15 protein-coding genes are annotated in these 19216 nt (G+C 56.1%); 12 read left to right on the forward strand and 3 right to left on the reverse strand.

The genetic code is table 11. The features are described from left to right. Positions 1 to 14 precede the first annotated feature (14 nt). The 3 genes from def (at position 15) to rpiA (ending at position 3307) form a co-directional block, all read left to right on the forward strand. Entirely contained in the window at positions 15 to 551 is a 537-nt protein-coding gene (def, locus tag BM205_RS20685) for a peptide deformylase (RefSeq protein ID WP_092416750.1), read from the forward strand. Positions 552 to 774: 223 nt separating this feature from the next. Then, positions 775 to 2541 carry a cation:proton antiporter gene (locus BM205_RS20690; protein WP_092416751.1) on the forward strand — a complete coding sequence of 589 codons (1767 nt, stop codon included), beginning with the start codon at positions 775 to 777 and terminating at the stop codon, positions 2539 to 2541. A gap of 94 nt (positions 2542 to 2635) precedes the next feature. Beyond that, on the forward strand, positions 2636 to 3307 hold the full coding sequence (gene rpiA / locus BM205_RS20695; protein WP_092416774.1) for a ribose-5-phosphate isomerase RpiA: 672 nt from the start codon (positions 2636 to 2638) through the stop codon (positions 3305 to 3307). A 202-nt stretch (positions 3308 to 3509) separates the two neighbouring features. Here rpiA and BM205_RS20700 read toward each other — a convergent pair whose 3' ends face one another. Further along, positions 3510 to 4577, reverse strand: a complete 1068-nt coding sequence (locus tag BM205_RS20700) for an NAD(P)-dependent alcohol dehydrogenase (RefSeq protein WP_092416752.1) — start codon at positions 4575 to 4577, stop codon at positions 3510 to 3512. Positions 4578 to 4980: 403 nt separating this feature from the next. On the opposite strand from BM205_RS20700, the gene BM205_RS20705 reads away from it, so the two are divergent. The 8 genes from BM205_RS20705 to BM205_RS20740 all read left to right on the forward strand — a co-directional run bounded on the left by BM205_RS20705 (position 4981) and on the right by BM205_RS20740 (position 16120). Beyond that, the gene (locus tag BM205_RS20705; RefSeq protein ID WP_092416753.1) at positions 4981 to 6093 is read left to right on the forward strand and encodes a porin; all 1113 of its coding nucleotides are present in this window, start codon (positions 4981 to 4983) and stop codon (positions 6091 to 6093) included. Positions 6094 to 6765: 672 nt separating this feature from the next. After that, entirely contained in the window at positions 6766 to 7824 is a 1059-nt protein-coding gene (gene chvE, locus BM205_RS20710) for a multiple monosaccharide ABC transporter substrate-binding protein (RefSeq protein WP_092416754.1), read from the forward strand. Positions 7825 to 7956: 132 nt separating this feature from the next. Next, a complete protein-coding gene (gene mmsA / locus BM205_RS20715; RefSeq protein ID WP_092416755.1) occupies positions 7957 to 9495 on the forward strand; it encodes a multiple monosaccharide ABC transporter ATP-binding protein in 1539 nt (512 codons plus the stop codon). A 1-nt stretch (position 9496) separates the two neighbouring features. Further along, complete coding sequence (gene mmsB, locus BM205_RS20720) at positions 9497 to 10714, forward strand: multiple monosaccharide ABC transporter permease (protein WP_092416756.1); 1218 nt, start codon at positions 9497 to 9499, stop codon at positions 10712 to 10714. 124 nt (positions 10715 to 10838) lie between these two features. Beyond that, complete coding sequence (locus BM205_RS20725; RefSeq protein WP_092416757.1) at positions 10839 to 12584, forward strand: IlvD/Edd family dehydratase; 1746 nt, start codon at positions 10839 to 10841, stop codon at positions 12582 to 12584. Positions 12585 to 12640: 56 nt separating this feature from the next. Further along, complete coding sequence (araD1, locus tag BM205_RS20730) at positions 12641 to 13636, forward strand: AraD1 family protein (RefSeq protein WP_092416758.1); 996 nt, start codon at positions 12641 to 12643, stop codon at positions 13634 to 13636. A gap of 57 nt (positions 13637 to 13693) precedes the next feature. Next, the gene (locus BM205_RS20735; RefSeq protein ID WP_092416759.1) at positions 13694 to 15274 is read left to right on the forward strand and encodes an aldehyde dehydrogenase (NADP(+)); all 1581 of its coding nucleotides are present in this window, start codon (positions 13694 to 13696) and stop codon (positions 15272 to 15274) included. 54 nt (positions 15275 to 15328) lie between these two features. Then, positions 15329 to 16120 carry an SDR family NAD(P)-dependent oxidoreductase gene (locus BM205_RS20740; RefSeq protein ID WP_254783983.1) on the forward strand — a complete coding sequence of 264 codons (792 nt, stop codon included), beginning with the start codon at positions 15329 to 15331 and terminating at the stop codon, positions 16118 to 16120. A gap of 4 nt (positions 16121 to 16124) precedes the next feature. Here the strand turns inward: BM205_RS20740 and BM205_RS20745 are convergent, their stop codons facing one another. Both BM205_RS20745 and BM205_RS20750 read right to left on the reverse strand, forming a co-directional pair. Continuing rightward, positions 16125 to 16952, reverse strand: coding sequence for a c-type cytochrome (locus tag BM205_RS20745; RefSeq protein WP_092416760.1), 828 nt, complete (start codon positions 16950 to 16952; stop codon positions 16125 to 16127). Positions 16953 to 17035: 83 nt separating this feature from the next. Further along, on the reverse strand, positions 17036 to 17977 hold the full coding sequence (locus tag BM205_RS20750; protein WP_092416761.1) for a LysR family transcriptional regulator: 942 nt from the start codon (positions 17975 to 17977) through the stop codon (positions 17036 to 17038). A gap of 246 nt (positions 17978 to 18223) precedes the next feature. Here BM205_RS20750 and BM205_RS20755 point away from each other — a divergent pair. Then, the coding region (locus BM205_RS20755) for a porin (RefSeq protein WP_092416762.1) at positions 18224 to 19216 on the forward strand (993 nt) is incomplete at its 3' end.

The raw sequence follows: 19216 nt of genomic DNA on the forward strand, positions 1-19216 counted from the left end.
GTAAAGCCGACGCCATGACCGTTCGTGAAATCCTGAAGATGGGCGACCCCCGCCTGTTGCGCCAAGCAGAGCCGGTCACCGCGTTCAATACGCCGGAACTGGAGGCGCTGATCGCTGACATGTTCGATACGATGCATGCCGCCAACGGCGCCGGTCTGGCGGCGCCGCAGATCGGCGTCAACCTGCAGGTGGTGATCTTCGGTTTCAAGAATAATGTCCGCTACCCGGACGCACCGGCAGTGCCGGAGACCGTGCTGATCAATCCGGTGTTGACGCCGTTATCGGACGACGTTGAAGATGGCTGGGAAGGTTGCCTGTCTGTGCCCGGCATGCGCGGCGTGGTACCGCGCTGGATGCGCTTGCATTACGAAGGCTTCGATCAGTCTGGCGCGCGCATCAGTCGCGACGTCGATGATTTTCATGCACGCGTGGTGCAGCATGAAACCGATCACTTGAATGGCATCCTGTATCCGATGCGGATCAAGGATTTCACCCGCTTCGGTTTTACCGAAGTGTTATTCCCTGAGCTGGATCCCAATCACGACGATTGAGTGGCGTAGTGCGGACACGCTAACGGGTTGGCACGGGTCGGCACACTATATAATTGCAAAATAACAAGCTGCGTAGGGTGGGCACGCCTTTGCGCCCACGCGTGAACTCGTCCCAGGTACCTGTCCACGGGGCCCGTACTCCGGTTATCGCGGTCATGCGTAGGCACAAAGGCGTGCCCACCCTACAGTAATCTCTCCCATTTGCTTACTTCGGAACTTGCCAATGCACCATGCGGTAGAAATGTTTATCCAGGATCTGGCCGTGATCATGTTGATCGCCGGTGTTGTTACGGTGCTGTTCAACCGTTTCAAGCAGCCGGTGGTGCTTGGTTATATCGTCGCCGGCGTCATCATCGGACCGCATACGCCACCATTTTCGCTAATCACCGATGAACGCACGATCCAGATCCTGGCGGAACTTGGCGTGATCTTCCTGTTGTTTTCACTGGGCCTGGAATTCAGCCTGAAGAAACTCGGCAAGGTTGGCGCCACCGCCTTTGTGGCGGCCCTGGCGGAGATCACGCTGATGCTGTGGGTCGGATACGAGATCGGTATTTATTTCGGCTGGAAGCAGATGGATGCGGTATTCCTCGGCGCCATGCTGTCGGTATCGTCCACCACCATCATCGTCAAGGCGCTCAACGAGCTGGGCATGAAGCGCGAGAAATTCGCGCAGCTGATTTTCGGCATCCTGATTGTCGAGGATGTGCTGGCGATCGGCATGATCGCATTGCTGTCAGGTGTGGCGACCAGCGGTTCGGTGGATGCCGGCGATGCTGCGGTTACCATCGGCAAGCTGGTGTTGTTCATGATTGTTTCGCTGGTGGCGGGCATCCTGATCATTCCACGCCTGCTCGACTATGTCGCCAAATTCAAGAGCAAGGAGATGTTGCTGGTGACTGTGCTCGGCCTGTGCTTCGGCTTCTGTTTGCTGGTCATGAAACTGCAATACAGCGTGGCGTTGGGCGCATTCATTATCGGCGCCGTGATGGCCGAGTCGCGCCACCTGCATCAGATCGAACGCCTGATCGAACCGGTGCGCGACATGTTCAGCGCCATCTTTTTCGTGGCCATCGGCCTGTTGTTCAATCCTTCCATACTTGCTCAATACTGGCTGCCGATTGGTGTGATTACGGTGGCGGTGGTCTTGGGCAAGGTCATCAGCTGCGGCCTGGCGACCTTCTTGTCGGGCCATGACGGCCGCACTTCAATGCGGGTCGGCATGGGCCTGTCGCAGATCGGCGAATTCTCTTTCATCATTGCGGCGCTGGGTGTCAGCTTGAAAGTCACCAGCGATTTCCTGTACCCGACCGTGGTAGCGGTATCTGCCGTGACCACTTTGCTGACGCCGTACCTGATCAAGCTGGCCGATCCACTATCAAACCGCCTGGCGAAGGCCATGCCGGAGAAAGTGGCGTCGGTATTCGGTATGTATTCAACCTGGCTCGATAGCTTGCAACCGCAAGGCGACCGCGCTGAGTTGTCGCGCATTATTCGTCGCATCCTGATGCAGGTGGTGGTGAACCTGGCGCTGGTGGTGGCGATTTTCATCATCGGCGGCTATTTTGCCCAGACGCTCGGCAACAGCATGTCGGCGTGGGTGGCGGATGAGCAGATTCAGAATGCGATAGTGTGGGGCGGAGCGCTGCTGATTTCATTGCCTTTCCTGATTGCAACTTATCGCAAGTTGCATGCGCTAGGCATGTTGCTGGCAGAGATCAGCGTCAAGCCGGAATGGGCTGGTGCCCATAGCCATGCGGTGCGGCGCGTGATTGCCGAGGTGATTCCGGTGGTATCCATCATTGGCATCATGTTGATGATCGCCGCGCTCAGCAGCCGGATCCTGCCGCCAACCAATCTGCTGATCCTGGTGCTGATCGGTGCGGCGGCACTGGTGCTGGTGTTGTGGCAACGTTTTGTGAAATTGCATTCGAAGTTGCAAATCGCGCTGCGTGAAACGATGGAACAGCAACCCGATGAAAATCATTAAGATGGAGGAGTGACGGCTTTGTTTTTCAAATTCGTCCCGCCGTTTGGTTAAAATAGCGTCTTTACCTCTTTTTCAAGACAAAGCCATGACTGCCATGACCCAGGACGAACTCAAACAAGCTGTTGCCCGCGAAGCAATCAAATACGTGGTGGATGGCCAGATTGTCGGCGTCGGCACCGGCTCCACCGCCAATTTCTTCATCGACGAACTGGCCAAGATCAAGCACCGGATCAAGGGCGCCGTGGCTTCATCGGAAGCGACTGCCGCACGTCTGCGGGCGCACGACATCGAAGTCTACGACCTGAACCAGGTCGCGACCATGCCGGTCTACATCGACGGCGCCGACGAAATCACGGAGCAGGGTGCGATGATCAAAGGCGGCGGCGCAGCCCTGACGCGCGAAAAAATCGTCGCCTCGGTAGCCGAGAAATTCATCTGCATCGCCGACGGTTCCAAGCTGGTCAAAGTACTCGGCAAGTTCCCGTTGCCGGTTGAAGTGATCCCGATGGCGCAGGCGGTGGTGGCGCGCAAGCTGATCAAACTGGGCGGCGAGCCGCGTTTGCGCTTCAAGGATGGCAAGCCGCTGATTACCGACAATGGTTGCGTGATAATCGATATGGTCGACCTGAGAATCACCGATCCGGTGGAAATGGAACGGCAAATCAACCAGATCACCGGCGTGGTGACGGTCGGCCTGTTTGCAGAAAAGGGCGCTGACATTTGTCTGCTGGGAACGCCAGACGGCGTGAAGACCCTGACTTTCTGATTTTTACGGTCTATGCGACGAGCAGCCCGAACTAACCGGGGTCAGAGTGAACTTTCGGTATGGTTTACCGCCGAAACTTCACTCTGACCCCGCTTAGTGGACCACGGAGCAGAAGCTGTAAAACAAAAAGAAACAAACCTGCGAAAGTTGACCCCAGATCACTATGTCGTCGATTCGCGACTGGATGGCGAGCTCTGCCAGCTCAGGCAGCTGCGGCGTCTGACTGCAATGACGCCATATCAATCACAAAGCGATATTTGACATCGCTCTTCAACATCCGCTCATAAGCCTGGTTGATATCCTGGATGGCGATCATTTCGATATCCGAGACGATCCCGTGCTCTGCGCAGAAATCCAGCATTTCCTGGGTTTCCTTGATGCCGCCGATCAGCGATCCGGCCAGGGTGCGCCGCTTCATGATCAGGTTGAACACGTTGGGCGACGGATGCGATTCGGCCGGCGCACCTACCAGCGTCATGGCGCCGTCGCGCTTCAGCAGATTCAGGAACGCATCCAGGTTGTGCGGAGCAGCCACGGTATTGAGGATGAAGTCAAAACTGTTGGCGTGTGCCTCCATCTGCTTCGGATCCTTGGAAATCACGACTTCGTCGGCACCCAGGCGCAACGCATCGTCGATCTTGTTCGGCGACGTAGTAAACAACACCACATGCGCCCCCATCGCGTGGGCGATCTTCACGCCCATATGACCCAGCCCGCCCAAACCGACGATGCCGACCTTATGTCCTTTGCCAACTTTCCAATGCCGCAATGGTGAATAAGTGGTGATGCCGGCACACAGCAGCGGCGCCGCGCCAGCCGGATCAAGTTTGTCTGAGATGCGCAAGACAAATTTTTCGTCGACTACGATATTGTTGGCATAACCACCATAAGTCACGCCACCATTATGCTTGTCCGGAGCGTTATAAGTGCCGGTGAAGCCATTTTCGCAATACTGCTCCAGCCCTTCGGCGCAACTCGGACAGTGTTGGCAGGAGTCGACCATGCAGCCGACGCCGGCCAGATCGCCAGCCTTGAAGTGTCTGACGTGCTCTCCGACCTTGGTTACCCGGCCGACTATTTCATGCCCCGGCAGCGCCGGGTATACGGTGTTGTGCCACTCGTTACGTACGGTATGCAAATCGGAATGGCATACCCCGCAAAACAGTATCTCGATCTGGACATCGTGGGGCCCCGGTTGGCGGCGATCGAAACTGAACGGGGCAAGAGGTGTTTGCGCAGTCTGCGCGGCATATCCAACGGCTTTAAGCATGGCATTTCCCTTCTTGTCAGATGGAACAACAAACTGGTATCGATCAATTGCTTAATTGATTAATTGATTGAGCGATCGATGTTGATGCTGGGATGAAATACTTTTCGGCGATGCCCGATCAGTGCGTGCTGCCGATGCCTTTCACTATACGCTTAGTTGAATAACGCATATGCCAAGTCACAAATGTCATAAACGGCTGTTAAAAAACAACATAAATCATCAACATCCATTAAATTTTAATTTCTTTTCAATAGATCATCAAAAATCAATGCAATTTCCTTGTGGATAGGTAATATCTACGCCGTTCAGCTTGTAACAATTAGTAACACCTGTAACACGTGTTGTGAAAATCTTCAGGCAGGACATCGAAATAGGATTGTTTATACATTAACAAAGGGAAGAAATGAAAAAGACCGTATTCGCATTAGCCGCCCTCGGCCTGATCGGCGCTAATGCACAAGCACAAACCAACGTCACCATCTACGGCGTGGTTGATGCCAGCCTGACGTACACCAGCAAAGTCGGCCCGAAAAACAATAGCCGTTTCAGCGTCGATTCCGGCGATTTGTCGACTTCCCGCATCGGCTTCAAGGGATCGGAAGATCTGGGCGGCGGCTTGAAGGCGATTTTCCAACTGGAAAACGGTTTCAACGCTGACGACGGCTCCCTGGCCACTGCCAATACATTGTTTGACCGTAAATCGGTAGTCGGCCTGTCCGGCAGCTTCGGTACTGTCACCATCGGTCGTCAAACCGATTATCTGGAAGACATCGGCAACAAGTATACGTCGGTGCAGACATTCGGCGGCAACGGCGTCAAAGGCGGCCACTTCAACAATCTGGACCGCATCTCCGGCACCCGCACCAGTAATTCAATCCGCTACGACAGCGCTAATTACAGCGGTTTCAACGGCAGCTTGTTCTACGGTTTCGGTGAGGCTGCCGGTCGAAGGACGGTCGGCGAAGCTTTCGGTCTGGGTGCTAACTATGCGAACGGCCCATTCGGTATCGGCCTGGCTTATTTTGAGACCAAACTGGCTGTTGACGCACCCCCGGCTTCGGCTGGCGATACTGATCTGAAAACCTTCACCCTCGGCGCCAGCTACCAAGCCGGCCCGGCCAAGATCTACGGTGCATGGTCGCAGACAAAGCGTCCGTTGGCGACAGCATTGGCGGCAACCGGCCTGGTCAATATCACCACTGCAACCAAAGCCAACATCTTCGATCTGGGCGTGGATTATGCGCTGTCGGGTAACCTGCATCTGCTGGCAAGCGTGATTTACGACCGTGCCGATATCAGCCGTAAAACTCTTGGTCCGACCAAGGGCAAGACGACTCAGTTGAACCTCGGGGTGGATTACTACCTGTCGAAACGCACTGACGTGTACGCGATGTACAGCAATCAGCGCGCCAACGACGTCATTAATCCAGGCGTGATCAACGGTGCATACTCCAACTCGCCGGCGGACGATAGCAGCCAAAACGTATTGCGCGTAGGCTTGCGTCACAAGTTCTGATTGTGGCAAAGATTGGCAAGTAAGTAGTTATATATAGTAAGCAGTACGGGCGGGGCTGGGTTGCCCCGTCCGCAAGTCACGTCAGGCGAGTACGCGCAACACCAGCGCATTGATCAACGCGCCGCCGACGATCAGCCAGCCAAACAATACTGCCGCAAACATCAACGGTTTCATCCCCGCAGTACGCAGCGACGATTACTACCGCAGCTGGTCCTGAAATATCCGCCAAGTCAGTCAAATTCACCTTGTACAACATCTCCCCTCAAAACGACTGATATCGGAATGGATATCGGTTGCGATAAAAAAGTGATTAGTAAGACCAGCCAAGTGTTTTTACACTGGCATCGGTATTTATTCTCTTGTGATTGATGGTGGAAAGGCTTCCGTAGAATTTTCCCCTTCACTATTTTGATATTGAAAAAGATATCGAAGTCACGAAAAAATTCATTTGTTTGATATCACTGATGTTCGTAACATGGCGAGGAGATTCAGCGGTAGAGGATCTATATTGGGTCTATATTGATGGTTGCTTGTCTGCAATATGAATAATATGCAGTCACCAGCCATTCGGCAACCGGTCACATGAGTACTAATTAGTTAAGTCAATTAACGCAAGCGCTTCACAATGTTCTGACCCAAGATCAAAATAACTAAAGGAGACAAGCTGTGAGAATGATTAAAACGACGATTGTTGGATTGATGATTGGCGTGTTCGGCCTGGTATCGCAGGCGGGTGCGCAGGAGAAGGGTCCGATCGGCATTTCGATGCCGACTAAATCATCCGCGCGCTGGATTGCAGACGGCGACAACATGGTCAAGGTATTCAAGGAAAAAGGTTACAAGACCGATCTGCAGTATGCCGAGGATGACATCCCGAACCAGCTGGCGCAGATCGAAAACATGATTACCAAAGGCGTAAAGGTCTTGGTGATCGCCGCGATTGACGGCACCACATTGTCGAATGCCCTGCAAAAAGCCGCCGACAAAGGCGTCAAGGTCATTGCCTACGATCGTCTGATTCGGAACTCCAAGAACGTCGACTACTACGCTACCTTCGACAATTTCCAGGTCGGTGTCCTGCAAGCCGGCTATATCGAAAAAGCGCTGGACCTGAAGGGCGGCAAGGGTCCGTTCAATATCGAACTGTTCGGCGGTTCGGCTGACGATAACAATGCCTTTTTCTTCTACAACGGCGCGATGTCGGTACTGCAGCCGTACATCGATAAAGGCAAGCTGGTAGTGCGCAGCAAGCAGACCGGCATGGACAAGGTTTCGACCTTGCGCTGGGATGGCGCGGTAGCCCAGGCGCGCATGGATAACCTGCTTAGCGCTTACTACGGCAACGCCCATGTGGACGCAGTGCTGTCGCCGTATGACGGCATCAGCATCGGCATCCTGTCGTCGCTCAAAGGTGTAGGCTACGGCACACCGAAGTCGCCGATGCCAGTGGTGACCGGCCAGGACGCCGAAGTCCCTTCCGTGAAATCCATCGTGCGCGGCGAGCAGCGCCAGACTGTGTTCAAGGACACACGTGAACTGGCCAAGGTAACGGTCGGCATGGTTGACGCCATGTTGAGCGGAAAAGCGCCTGCCATCAACGATACCAAGACCTATAACAATGGCGTCAAGATCGTGCCTTCCTACCTGTTGAAGCCAGTCAGCGTCGATGTCTCCAACTGGAAGCCAGTACTGATCGGCAGCGGCTATTACACCGAAGCCCAGATCAAATAAGTGTCGGCTGGACGTAGCAATACGTAGCGACAAAGAGTCTTGTTTGGCCGGACCTTGCAATGTGCACGAATGCATTGCAAGGTCCCGGAGTCAGGCGCTGGCGAAGGTTTGAGGTAAGCGAGGTAACAATAGATGGAAACCATCCTGGAAATGCGCGGGATCGGGAAGACATTCCCGGGAGTAAAAGCATTAGACAATGTCAACCTGGCGGTCCGTAACGGCGAAATCCACGCCGTGGTCGGCGAAAACGGCGCCGGAAAATCCACCTTGATGAAAGTGCTGAGCGGTGTCTATCCGCACGGGTCCTACACCGGCGAGATTCATTTCGAAGGGAAGGCGCGGCAGTTCGACGGCATCGCAGACAGTGAAGAAATCGGCATCATCATCATCCATCAGGAACTGGCGCTGGTGCCGCTGCTGTCGATTACAGAGAATATTTTCCTCGGCAACGAGCAAGCTGTGAACGGCGTGATCGACTGGGAGCTTTCATACGCCAAGACCAAGGAACTGTTGGCGAAAGTGGGCCTGAAGGAATCGCCCAGCACGCTGATCACCAACCTGGGAGTCGGCAAGCAGCAACTGATTGAAATCGCCAAGGCGCTATCGAAGCAGGTTAAATTGCTGATCCTGGACGAACCCACCGCCAGCCTGAATGAAAGCGATAGCGACGCCTTGCTGGATTTGCTGCTGGAGCTCAAGGCGCAGGGCATTTCCTCGATCCTGATTTCGCACAAACTCAATGAAATTTCCAAAGTCGCGGATTCGATCACGATCCTGCGCGACGGTTCCACGGTCGATACGCTGGACTGCCACAAAGAAGTGATTAGTGAAGACCGCATCATCCAGAACATGGTCGGACGCGAAATGGCGGATCGTTATCCCAAGCGCACGCCGGATATCGGCGAGACCATTTTCGAAGTCAGGCAATGGCAAGTACATCACCCGATACATCCGGAACGCCAGGTCATCAAGGGCGTTGATTTCCATGTCAGGAAAGGTGAAATCGTCGGTATCGCCGGCTTGATGGGCGCCGGCCGAACCGAACTGGCGATGAGCATTTTCGGCCGTGCCTACGGCCAGCGCATCAGCGGCAAGGTATTTTTGCGTGGTAAGGAAATCGACGTCGGCACGGTGCAAAAAGCCATCGACAACGGCATCGCCTATGTCACTGAAGACCGCAAAGGCTACGGCCTGATCCTGGACCAGGACATCAAGAAGAATATTACGCTGGCCAACCTCGACGGCGTGGCCGACAGGAGCGTGATCGACGAAGGGCGCGAGTATTCGGTCGCCGCGGATTACCGGCGCCAGTTGAAGATCCGCTGCTCGAACGTATTCCAGAAAGTGCTGAACCTGTCCGGCGGCAACCAGCAGAAAGTAGTGCTCAGCAAATGGCTGTTTTCCAACCCCGATGTGCTGATCCTGGATGAACCGACGCGCGGCATCGACGTCGGCGCCAAATATGAGATCTATACCATCATCGACCAGCTGGCCAGGGAAGGGAAATGCATCATCATGATTTCATCGGAAATGCCGGAACTGCTGGGCATGTGCGACCGTATCTATGTCATGAACGAGGGAAAATTTGTCGGCGAACTGACGGCCGCGGAAGCATCCCAGGAAAAAATCATGCGCGCAATAGTACGGAATGTGAAGAACGGAGAGAACTGAAATGAACAACGATATCATCGCGCCGGCAGCCAGCGAAAACCGGCCCCAGCCCGCAGCCGAACAAAAGGAATACAGCGGCTTCCTGAAAAACAACATGCGCGAATACGGCATGCTCATGTCGCTGATCGCGATCATGGCGTTTTTCCAGTATATGACCAACGGCACCCTGATGGAGCCGCTGAACCTGACCAACCTGGTGCTGCAGAACAGCTACATCGTCATCATGGCGCTGGGTATGCTGATGGTGATCGTGGCCGGCCATATAGACTTGTCGGTGGGATCGGTGGTCGGTTTCATCGGTGCGCTGGCGGCGGTGCTGATTGTCAACCTGCACATGAATTTCGTACTGGCCAGCATCCTTTGCATCCTGGCTGGCGGCGTAATCGGCGCGGCACAGGGATATTGGGTGGCGTTTTTCAAGATTCCTTCATTCATCGTCACCCTGGCCGGCATGCTGGTGTTCAAGGGATTGACGCTGGCGCTGCTGCAAGGGCAATCGATAGGGCCGTTCCCTGACGATTTCCAGATGCTGAGCTCGGGTTTCATCCCCGATATTTTCAGTGCGGCCGATTTGCGCATCACTTCGTTGCTGGTAGGCGTCGTAGTCGCCGCCGTCATGATTTTCGTCAAAGTCCGCGCCCGTAACAAGCAAACCAGGCACGGCATGGAAGATGAGCCTTATGTGTTCTTCATCTTGAAGAACGCGGTGTTTGCCGCCGTCATCATTTTCTTCAGTTACCTGCTGGCGTCTTATAAAGGCATGCCGAACGTGCTGATCATCATGTTCCTGCTGATGGTGGTGTACACCTTTATCGCCAACCGTACCACCATCGGACGCCGCATTTATGCAGTCGGCGGTAACGAGAAGGCTGCCAAGCTGTCCGGTATCAAGACATCGCGGGTATCGTTTTACACCTTCATCAACATGGGCATGCTGGCTGCGCTGGCGGGTTTGATTTTTGCAGCGCGCCTCAATACGGCTACGCCTAAAGCCGGTACCGGTTTTGAGCTGGATGTAATTGCAGCTTGCTTCATCGGCGGCGCCTCTGCATCCGGCGGCGTCGGCAAGGTGATGGGCGCGGTGATCGGTGCTTTCGTGATGGGCGTGATGAACAACGGCATGTCGATCATGGGCATCGGTATCGATTATCAGCAGGTGATCAAGGGCCTGGTATTGCTGGCTGCAGTATTTGTCGACGTCTACAACAAGAACAAATAGAACCACTGCAATGCCGCTGCGGATGATTTATCCGCAGCTGGCGATTTTCCAGATTTCATTTTTATAGCGGCATCTGCCCCGGTGCGGAAGGATGCCGCCCAGACAATTCAAAAGGAAGCCAAAGATGACTGTCGATAAAAAACGCCCGCTCCGGTCCGCCGAATGGTTTGGCAGCAACGACAAGAACGGCATGATGTACCGCAGCTGGATGAAGAACCAGGGAATTCCAGATCATGAGTTTCAGGGCAAGCCGATCATCGGCATCTGCAATACCTGGTCCGAGCTGACACCATGCAACGCGCACTTCCGCAAGATTGCCGAACACGTCAAACGCGGCATTTATGAAGCAGGCGGATTCCCGGTGGAGTTCCCGGTGTTCTCCAACGGCGAATCGAATTTGCGGCCAACCGCCATGCTGACCCGTAATCTCGCCAGCATGGATGTGGAGGAATCGATACGCGGTAATCCGATGGACGCGGTAGTACTGCTGGTCGGCTGCGACAAGACCACGCCGGCGCTGCTTATGGGCGCGGCCAGCTGCGATATCCCGGCGATTGTAGTCACCGGCGGCCCGATGCTGAACGGCAAGCACGAAGGCAAGGATCTCGGTTCCGGCACTGCGGTCTGGCAACTGAGCGAGGCGGTCAAAGGCGGTCAGATCAGCATGCATCAATTCCTGGCAGCCGAATCCGGCATGTCGCGCTCGGCCGGTACCTGCAACACCATGGGCACTGCTTCCACCATGGCTTGCATGGCTGAGGCGCTGGGTACTTCGTTACCGCACAATGCTGCGATTCCGGCAGTCGATGCGCGCCGTTATGTGCTGGCGCACATGTCGGGCATGCGGATTGTCGACATGGTGTGGGAAGACTTGCGGCTGTCGAAAATTTTGACCCGTGCTGCATTTGAAAACGCGATCAGGGTCAACGCCGCCATCGGCGGTTCGACTAATGCCGTGATTCATTTGAAAGCGATTGCTGCGCGTATCGGCGTCCCGCTTGAATTGGAAGATTGGACAAAAATCGGGCGCGGCACGCCGACGCTGGTTGATTTGCAGCCGTCCGGCCGTTTCCTGATGGAAGAGTTTTACTACGCCGGCGGTTTGCCCGGCGTACTGCGCCGCCTGGGTGAAGCGGGGCTGTTGCCGCACAAGGACGCCTTGACGGTGAACGGCAAATCGCTCTGGGAGAATAACCAGGACGCGCCTATCTACAACGACGAAGTGATCCGTGTCATCGACAAGCCCCTGATCGCCGATGGTGGTATTTGCATCTTGCGCGGCAACCTGGCGCCGCGCGGTGCGGTACTCAAACCATCCGCCGCCTCGCCGGAACTGATGAAGCATCGCGGCAAGGCGGTGGTGTTCGAAGATTTTGCGCATTACAAAGCGCGTATCAACGATCCGGAACTGGATGTCGATGCCAGCTCGGTGCTGGTGATGAAGAATTGCGGGCCGAAAGGTTATCCCGGCATGGCCGAAGTCGGCAACATGGGCTTGCCGCCGAAGTTGCTGGCGAAGGGCATCAAAGACATGGTGCGGATATCCGATGCCCGCATGAGCGGTACCGCTTACGGTACCGTGGTCCTGCACGTGGCGCCAGAAGCTGCTGCCGGCGGACCGCTGGGAATTGTGCAGGACGGCGACTGGATCGAACTGGATTGCGAAGCAGGGCGCTTGCACCTGGATATCAGCGATGCCGAAATGGCGCAGCGCCAGACAGCAAGAGCAATAGTGAACGCGGAAACCGTGACCGCACACAGCGGGTACCAGCGCTTGTATATCGACCGGGTATTGCAAGCCGACGAAGGCTGCGATTTCGATTTCCTGGTTGGTTGCCGTGGTTCGGCAGTGCCAAAACATTCTCACTAATTGCAATCGTAGGGTGGGCACAAAAGCGTGCCCACCCTGTAAAACCGGAGAAACACATGTTGTTGGTTCAATTCAAGCAAGCCGACGGACAGCGTCGGATCGGGGTACTGGAAGATGAAAACCGGGAAATCCATGTAGTGGAAGGCTACACTTCAACCTACGAGCTGGCGCAAGCAGCGATTGCTGGTCGCAGTTCGTTGCAGAGCCTGGCTAGCGCGGGGCTGGGAACTGTCGTTCTGGATTATGCTGAAGTTGCGAAGGCCGGCCGCTTGCTACCTCCGCTGGATCACAGCGACAGCGCTCATTGCTACGTCACCGGCACCGGCCTTACCCATCTCGGCAGTGCCGACGGCCGCGACGCCATGCACAAGAAAATCAGCGATGTCGATACCCTGACCGATAGCATGAAAATGTTTCGCATGGGTCTGGAAGGCGGCAAGCCCCGGCCCGGCCAGACCGGAGTGCAGCCGGAATGGTTTTACAAGGGCGACGGCAGTATCGTCTGTGCCGGCGAGCAGCCTTTGACGATGCCGCAATTTGCGCTGGATGGCGGTGAAGAACCCGAGATTGCCGCGCTGTATGTGATTGCCGCCGACGGTACGCCATGCCGGCTCGGCTTTGCGATTGGCAACGAGTTTTCCGATCATGTCACCGAACGTCAGAACTATCTGTATCTGGCGCACTCCAAACTACGGGTTTGCGCTGTCGGCCCGGCTTTGCTGCTAGGCGATTTGCCGCCGCATGTGGAAGGCATGTCGCGTATTCGCGGCGTCGACGGCCAGGTGCGTTGGGAAAAGCCGTTTGTCAGCGGCGAAGATAACATGTCGCATACGGTTGCCAACCTGGAGTATCACCACTTCAAATACCCGCTGTTCCGGCGCCCTGGCGATGTGCATATCCATTTCTTCGGCACCGCGACCTTGAGTTGCTCGGACGGCATCCAGGTCGCACCCGGTGAAACATTCGAGATCGATGTGGCTGCGTTCGGGCCGCCATTGCGCAATCGGCTCGCAGTCGAGACTTTGGCGACACCGCAGATTCGCCCGCTGTGATTCGGAATTTCTGAACTGCAGCTATATAACTGCGGCTATATTATTGTTAGGAAAAGCATGGACATCACAGGTGAATCGCTAATCGGCGCTTCTCATATCAAAGGCGGAGGAACCGCCTTTTTTGCATTCAATCCCGCCACCGCCAGCGAACTGCAACCAGCATTCCATACTGCAGGTACAGCCGAAGTCGACTGCGCTTGCGAATTGGCTCGGATCGCTTTCGATCCTTATCGGAATACCGATCCGGAGACGCGCGCCCGCTTCCTGGAAAGCATTGCTGAAAATATCCTGGCTCTAGGCGATCAGCTGATAGAGCGTGCGATGAGTGAAAGCGGTTTGCCGCGCGCCAGGCTGGAAGGCGAACGCGGTCGCACCGTGGGCCAGCTTAGATTGTTTGCCGAAGTGCTGCGCGAGGGCTCATGGCAGGATGCGCGGATCGACCCGGCAATGCCGGATCGTCAACCTTTGCCGCGCGTCGATTTACGCCTGCGCATGATCGCATTGGGACCGGTCGCGGTGTTCGGCGCCAGTAATTTTCCTTTGGCGTTTTCAGTCGCCGGCGGTGATTCCGCTGCGGCGCTGGCGGCGGGTTGTCCGGTTGTGGTGAAAGCCCATCCAGCCCATCCCGGAACCTCGGAGCTAGTTGGGCGAGCGGTCCAGAAGGCGGTATCGGCAGCAGGTTTTCCGGAAGGCGTATTTTCGCTGTTGACCGGTATCGGCAACGATCTCGGCATCGAACTGGTGCAACATCCGGCGATACAGGCAGTAGGCTTCACTGGCTCGCGCCAGGGTGGCCTGGCATTGATGGCGGCCGCCGCCGCGCGCCCGCAACCGATCCCGGTGTATGCTGAAATGAGCAGCATCAATCCGGTATTCCTGTTGCCGCAGGCGCTGGCCGACAAGGCCGATACGCTGGCCACTGCCTTTGTCGATTCGCTGGTGCTGGGCGTTGGCCAGTTCTGTACCAATCCCGGCCTGGTGCTGGCATTGCAAGGTCCGGATCTGGAGCGCTTCAGTACGGCCGCCGCGGCGCAACTGGCGCAGCGCAACGCCGCGACCATGCTGACGGCCGGCATTCATCATGCGTATCAAAAAGGCGTTGGCCGTCTTGCCGCCAATTCCAGCGTGCGCCAACTCAGTCATGGCGTTGCCAGCGACGCAGCGGGTAGCGGCGTACCGGCATTGTTCAGCACCAGCGCCCAGGATTTCCTGACAGATCCGCAGTTGTCGGAAGAAATTTTCGGACCGGCATCGTTGTTGGTCGCTTGCCGCGATATGGCTGAGATGCTTGCGGTTGCAGAACATCTGGAAGGGCAACTGACCGCAACCTTGCAGATGGCCGATGGTGATCACCAGGCCGTGCGCGGCCTGCTGCCGATCCTGGAGCGGAAGGTTGGACGGATTTTGGCGAACGGCTTTCCGACCGGGGTCGAGGTATCCTATTCCATGGTTCACGGCGGACCGTTCCCGGCCACATCGGACAGCCGCGCGACGTCTGTGGGCACGGCTGCGATCCAGCGCTTCTTGCGGCCGGTTTCGTATCAAAACATACCGCAGGATCTGTTGCCCGCAGCGATTCAAGACAGTAATCCCCTGGCGATCTGGCAGCGTATTAATGGCCGGTTGAGTAACAAATAGAGTAGCAAGTAAGCTAAGCGAATTTTCTACGCATCACATCGAACAGGAGTTGATATGCCGGTAGTAAACGATATGGCAGAAGCACAGCTGGCGCGTTTCCCCAGCCTGAAAGACAAGAACGTATTCATCACCGGCGGCGGCAGCGGAATCGGCGCGGCGATTGTCAGCGCGTTTGCGGAGCAGGGCGCGCGCGTGGCTTTCGTCGATATCGAAAAGGAAGCCAGCGAGGCTTTATGTGAAAGCCTGGCCGAAGCTGGCCTGGTCAAGCCGCTATTCCGCCATTGCGACATCCGCGACATCGCGGCATTGCAGGCAACCATTCAGGGATTGGCGCAAGAGTTAGGGACATTCGATGTATTGGTCAACAACGCCGCCAACGACCAGCGTCATCAACTGGCGGAAGTGACTGTCGATTACTGGGACGACCGGATCGCCATCAATCAGCGCCCGATGTTCTTTACCTGCCAGGCAATCGCACCGGGCATGCAAAAAAAAGGCGGCGGATCGATCATCAATCTCAGCTCGATCAGCTGGCATCTGTCGAACGGCGGTTATCCGGTGTACACCACAGCCAAGGCCGCGGTTGTCGGCCTGACACGCGGCCTGGCGCGCGACCTGGGTCCGCACAACATCCGCGTCAATACCGTTTCGCCGGGATGGGTGATGACCGAAAGGCAGATCGCCTTATGGCTGGATGCCGCAGGCGAAGAAGACATCAAGCGCAACCAGTGCCTGCCCGGAAAACTGCAACCGTGGCATCTGGCGCGCATGGTCTTGTTCCTGGCCGCGGATGACAGTGCGATGTGCACTGCGCAGGAATTCATTGTTGATGCAGGTTGGGCCTAAGCATTCAGCTACGTGCATCTTTAGGCTTGTCACCTAGCGGCCAGTCATGTGATTTTCCGGGATAGACCGGTCGCGGCTGATGGGTGAAAAATTCCGCTACGTCCACCGCTTCCTGGTCCGTCAGGGTGCCACCTTGGCCCAGCGGCATGTTGTGCTTGACGAACGCCGCAGCAGTGTAAGTACGGGCCATGCCGGCGCCGTCGTTGAAGGAGTTCGCTCCCCATAGCGGCGGGAAGGTATAGCCGTGTTCGCCGTTTTTCATGCCGGATCCGTCTGCAGCATGACAGCTGGCGCATTTGTCCGCATATACCTGTTTGCCATGGTTTGGATCCGCCTTGAGCTTCTGGTCGATCGGTCCGAAACCTCGTCCCTTCACGCTGACGCCAGTTGGCACGCCGCTCGACAACCACTGCATGTATGCAAGGATATTCGTCATCTCTGTCGATGTATATGGCAGCGGCTTGCCATTCATCGAACGTTCAAAGCAGTCGTTGATCCGTTCCTGCAAGGAGATCAGCTTGCCGCTGCGCGAACGGTATTCCGGAAAAACGCCCCATATGCCAACCCAGGGCGAGGCATTCGCCGTGGCGCCGCCAGCCAGGTGACAATTGGTGCAATTGAGGCCGTTCCCGACATTTTTGGGCAGGCGTTGATGGGTCTCGGTCATCAGTTTCCGGCCTTCCTCAATCGCGACTCCCCTGGGGCCGGCTGGAATGCTTGATTCCGGTGGTGCCTGCACTTCGTTCGCGGCCGTCTGCGCGCCCGCATCACATACAAGGAAGACGGCTGCGATAAAAGCCGAAAATCGGTATTTGGGTAATTTGGTTAACATTGGCCATCCCCTTTTTTCTGATTTTTTATTGACTGCACCGGATCACGATGTTTGCCGCCACCATCAGCGTTAACGTCAGTACTTTAGTAGATTTGCGCCGCGACGTCACGAATCGTTTGCTGCAGGATTTTTGCGCCCGGCGAAAGTATCTGCAAACGCCGGGTGATGATGCCGAAGCCATCCATCTTGCACGGCAGCTCGATCGGCAATATCGCCAACACATTCACCTGGGCATAGAAGCGCGCCACTTCAGCCGGCATCACGTGCAGGAAATCAGTCTGCTGCAACAGGCTGCTGATGACCAGGATCGCAGTGGTGTCGACCACGTTGGCGGGCGGCGCCAGGCCATCCTTGTGAAACATCATGTCGACCCGGTGGCGCAAGATGCTGCCCTTGGGCGGCAGGATCCAGCCGGCATCGGCGATATCCTTCAGTTGCAGGTTCGTGACATGGCGCAGGGGATGATCGACTCGTGCCACGGCGCATACCGGTTCGTCCGATAACTCTTCATATTCGAGATTGCGGTTATCGTCCTGATCCATGATGCGCGCCACCAGGAAATCCAGCGAGCCGCGCTGCAGCCGTTCCAGCAGGATATTGCTGCTCTCGACCTCGACTCCGATCCGCAGCATCGGCGCCTGTTGCTTGAGCCGTGCGATCGCCGGCGGCAACAGCACCATGCCGGGCGACAGGATCGCACCGACATTGACTTGTCCCGACAGGCCCGATTTCAGCGCGGTGATGTCGTCGTGCGCATGCGACAAACTGGTCAGCGCCATACGCGAATGACGGATCATGGCTTCGCCGTAGATGGTCGGTCGCATGCCGCGCGGCAGCCGCTCGAACAGCTGCACATCCAGCATGTCTTCGAGATCCTTGAGTTGCTTGGAGGCGGCCGGTTGCGTCATATTGAGCGCTTCCGCCGCACGGTGGATATTACGTTCCTCATCCAGTGCTATCAGCAAGAGCAGCTGACGGGTTTTCAGGCGCGCACGCAGAAACCAGTTGGTGTCGTTGGTAGGCATTGTTGTCTCGATAGTTGATTTTTTATACGCCGCTTGCTGACCTCACTAATTTCGCCAGCGTAGTGAAGCTCATCAAAATGATACCAAATACAGTATTGATGTGGCGTAAAAATTCATTGGATCGATATCACTGCAATCCTTACTATGAGCCCACATTCACGCTGGCCTGGCGCCGTCAAGCTTGCTTAGCCAAGGGAGGCAGTCCTGCAGTGGGTGAATCCATAATAATTTCAAGGAGACGTATACATGATTCTTTCCCAAACTCTCGGCGCGCCTTCGCGGTCGCTGGCAGCTATCGCAGTAGTCGGCCTGTTCAGCCTGGCCGCCGGTGCTGCGCAAGCACAGACCAATGTCACTATCTATGGCCGGGTTGACGCCGGCGTCGATTATCAAACCAATGTTGCGCTGAAAGACGCCAAAGGCAATCTGACCGGACAAACTGGCAGCAAGCTGGGGGCATCGGGTAATCAGTGGGGTACCAGCATGATCGGCTTCAAGGGCACTGAAGATCTGGGTGGCGGATTGGGCGCCTTCTTCTTGCTGGAATCCGGTTTTGACGCCACCAACGGCAGCACCAACGGTAGCGCCTTGTTCAATCGGCGTTCTTATGTCGGCCTGAACGGTAGCGCCGGTTCGATCAAATTCGGCAAAAACCTGTTTATCGTCAACGACGTCTGGAATCTCGACCCTACCGGCCAGCAATTCATGAGTACGCAGAATCTGGTCAAGGGCCGCAACTGGCCGGGCGCCAATAACGTCATCGAATACCAGACACCAACCTGGGGCGGCTTTAACGCCACGGTGCAAACCAGTCTGGGCGAACAGGCCGGTTCCACCAAAAATGGACGCAGCGACGGCATTTCGCTGGTGTACACCACCGGCGGCCTCGAACTGCGCGCCATCTATGACGTTATCCGCGATGCCAACGGCCGTTATACCGACGTCTACACGGCTTCCAAGGATCTGATTGTGGGCGGCACCTTCACCGTGGACCAGTTGAAAATGTTCGCCGGATACGAGAATGTCTCGGCCCCGGATACCGCGTCGCCCAGCGCTCCGGACAAGATTAATCATTACTGGATCGGCGCCAACTACGTGCTGACACCGGCATGGACATTGATCGGTGCTGCGTTCCACGCCAAGCTCAATCACGACGCGGGAAGCGCCAGCCTGTTCATGGTCGGCGCCAATTACAACCTGTCGAAACGGACTTTGCTGTATGCGGCGGTTGGCACGATG

It is taken from the genome of Collimonas sp. OK307 (assembly GCF_900113705.1).
In the GTDB taxonomy this organism is placed as follows: domain Bacteria; phylum Pseudomonadota; class Gammaproteobacteria; order Burkholderiales; family Burkholderiaceae_D; genus Collimonas.